The organism is Pseudorhodoplanes sp. (assembly GCF_050250235.1).
Taxonomy (GTDB): Bacteria; Pseudomonadota; Alphaproteobacteria; order Rhizobiales; family Xanthobacteraceae; genus Pseudorhodoplanes.
The window spans coordinates 1-3,341 of record NZ_JBFWPA010000299.1; the positions used below are offsets into that span (position 1 = coordinate 1).

Here is a 3,341-nt window from a genome sequence, read left to right on the forward strand (position 1 = left end):
CCTGGCGCATTTTGAACGACTGCGAGACGATGCCTGGAACTGCGCACGACGGCACGTTCGATCCGGAAGCATTCGAGTCGTTTATCGCTGAGGCGCGGCGCCTGTGTGCGGAAGCCGACAGGCTAGGCTCTTGCGACTCCGTACTGGGCCAAATCATGTCGCACGCGCCGGCCGACAGTGATGGCGTCTGGCCATTCGGCCCCGCCCGGGACGTGCTGGATCGTGGCGATCACGAGCGCATGCGCGAAGGCTTCGAGGTCGGCACACATAATAACCGCGGCATTGTCAGTAAGTCCTACGCCGAAGGGGGAAGACAGGAGAGGAAACTCGCTGACCGATACCGGAAACATGCGTCGGCTCTGCACAATTCGCACCCGCTTGTCGCCGCCATGCTGGAGAGGATCGCCGAAGGCTATGATCTCGACGGCAAGCGCGAGGACGACCGGGCGAAGATGATGATCGAGCGGGGTTAGACATGTCGGGTGAATACCCTTCCGATAGAGAACGCAGGCTAATACCTAAATGTGGCCAACAAGAAGAGCCAAGCAAACCATCGTGAGTCCACGCCCGGTGCGCGTGGCTTATATCACGCCGAACCCGACGTCACACGAACTCCTGGACGCTCTATTCGACGAGGCGATGTCACGATGGGGAGGCCGGCGAACGCCAATCGTGCAAAGCGATGGGGCGGACCTCGGCGCTGACGATTGGAAGCTGCTGGATCTCTGGGACGCGGACATCATCTATTCGTACGTGAACCTTGACGGTGCGCTTCACCGCCGCCTTGCCCATCGGCTGGCCCCGAGCAAGATAATCATTCATCCCAGGGAAGATCGGAATCGGCTACGTCCCAACCTAGCTGAAGATTCAAGCCTCCTGAGCTCTGCGTCAGTGGTGCCGCTGCTCGGCAAGTGGCGGTCGTTTCGCGGGCAGGCCATCCCGGATGTGCTAGACAAGGAGCGCCATGTCGGCGTGCCGCGCGACCTAGCAGACTCATTCGGCTTTGCTAGCAACTCCTTGAACGACCATGCCCTGCTACCCTACGCGCGGCGCGCCAGCCTGCGACCGCCCAACAACGATCGCTACGCACAACGCTTCGGGTCGCCCGACGAGATTACCTACATTGAAAGCGTCGCCGAGGTGGAAACCAGGGTCGCGGAACAAGCAGGTCTGCTGTGTCTGGCTCAGATGTCGGACATGTTCGCGCCGTACCTGGCGGCCCTACATGATCGACGCTCATCGTGGGAGGACCATCTCAGCATCATCGTCGGCGACGAAGTTGCCGATCGGCTTCTGTTCTGGAATGGCATCCACCGATATCAGTCGTTGATGGAGCCGGGGCATACTCAACTGTTGCGGATTTCCCCAAATCGTTTTGCCGAGGGGCTTCCTGCCTGGGTATCCCGGCTGACGTCGGGCCTCCGCAATCGTCGCCACTTCAACGGCAACGCGGCGCCGCGGACCGTCGTCAAGTCGTGCTCGGTCGACGAGGAGGCGCTGTCCCGGATTGCTACAGCAATCAGAGCGCCTGGTATGCTGATGAGCTTGGCTGAAAGACTAGGCCGGGACAGTGTCTTTGCACCCTTGCGGGACTACCAGCCGCCGAATGAGCGGGGCGGACCAGCCGCAATTTTCATCTCTGGGTGGCACAGTCCTGCGCCCAAGGTCGACAGCCGCGTCCGCTTTGAGCGAGACCAGTTCGAGCTTCCCTTGACGGTACCTTTTCACCTGCGAGACATGGCGATAGGCCCGACTACTGGCGGCACATGGGCGGTTGATCTGCGGATCGATCGCCACGAGGATCATTCCCGCTACGACAATCAACGCCATCGCTGGATGTTCCCGCGCCGCGTGCGGCTCGAGCAGGCGGTGCGGTTGGAGAACTATGGGCCAGACCGAATGGCGCTGACGCCTTTGCCAAGGCCGACCGGAGAGGGTGATCTCTGTCTGAGAGACAGCCTGCAATGGAAGCGTCCGATCATCACGCTTGCCTCAGATCTCGGCAGTTTCACACACGCGGTGTCGGCCCATCATCCCGAGGCGCCCCGACAGGATCGGCCTCTCGAAGGTTTGGGTCTCGCTCATCGATTCATACCGGTCGAGGTCTCCGACAAGGGCCGCGACCTATTGGGCGTTTTTCAACTCTTTCGGTCCTTGCCGGAGGCACTGATATTCTTGACCAACCCTTATTGGCTGTCGGTCATCGAGCGCCTTTGCCCCACGGAGCCCGACGCGAACCAGGAGCGGGTCGATGAGCTCGGTCGCGAATTGCGGCAGACGCTTGAGGCGCACGGAGAAGCAATCGACTTCGGTCGCTTGGCCAAGCGGGTCATGAGTCGAACTTCCGGTTGGCTGCAGGCGGACAGTAAGCGTGGCGATTACATCAGATACAGCGACCTGATGGCCGCCATGCCAAACAATCTCAGGAATAACGAGGGGCGACACACGCTCGAGCAGTCAGTGCAATATCTGCGCGATCGCAACTTTCTGCGCCAGGGCTACGCATGGAAATGCAAAGTTTGCCAGCATCCCAATTGGATTAACTTAGAGGACATTGTCCCGATCCTTCGCTGCGAGGTCTGTCGCGTTAAGGAGTCGTCTCCCGTCCAGGGCAATACGAACGTGCATTTTCGTCTTAACCCGTTCGTCGCGACGGCCTTCTCGTCTTCCTCAGCACAGGCGGCGGTCGCTTGGGTTCTGAACCGGCTCGCCAACCGGGCGTCTTGGTCGTTTATGTTCTCACCGGCCCTCAACGTCTACAAAGTGGGAGAGCCGAACCCGTTCACCGACCTTGATGTGCTTGCCGCTATCGACGGCGAGCTGTTCCTGTTGGAGGTGAAGCGCGGCTTTGCAGGCGTCAATGAGCGGGAGGTTGAGACGCTTGTCGAGGTTGCGACGAGGCTGAGACCTGACGTCGCTGGATTTGCAGTTCAGCGTCCGAGGGCGGAATGTCCGCTGAACCAGGAGGCACTAGAGCAGATCGAGCGCAGGCTTGCAGCTGTCGACGTCGAGTTTCAGTTGTGGACATCAGACGATCAGGATCCCTGGCGCTGGCCCAACGATATTCCGGTCGCCTATGGACGCACAATGGACTGGAGCGCATGGTAGCTCGGTACTTCTAGCCCCACTCTCTCAACGGTGTCCGTGTTCTGTCAGTTACCGGAAGTGGTGCGTAACGAGTTGGTAAAGCCAATTGTCGGCAGCGCGATGTCGGCTAGGTGTTTGATCCCGGCATTTGATGGTGCAATCTTTTCGCATGAATGGAAGGATGCACTATGGGCCAGGTTCACCACGGGAGCGCCACGACGACAGCGGCAGTCCGTCGAGCGATACAGCATAGT

Annotated in this window: 3 protein-coding genes; 2 read left to right on the top strand and 1 reads right to left on the bottom strand. The window is 59.9% G+C overall.

Translation table 11 applies throughout. The features are described 5' to 3' along the window. On the top strand, positions 1-473 hold a 473-nt coding region (locus AB7F49_RS39035; RefSeq protein WP_428533305.1), incomplete at its 5' end, for a hypothetical protein. Positions 474-555: 82 nt separating this feature from the next. Continuing rightward, positions 556-3,108, top strand: coding sequence for a hypothetical protein (locus tag AB7F49_RS39040; protein ID WP_428533308.1), 2,553 nt, complete (start codon positions 556-558; stop codon positions 3,106-3,108). Between the two features lie 44 nt (positions 3,109-3,152). Here the strand turns inward: AB7F49_RS39040 and AB7F49_RS39045 are convergent. Further along, on the bottom strand, positions 3,153-3,341 hold a 189-nt coding region (locus tag AB7F49_RS39045; RefSeq protein ID WP_428533311.1), incomplete at its 5' end, for a hypothetical protein.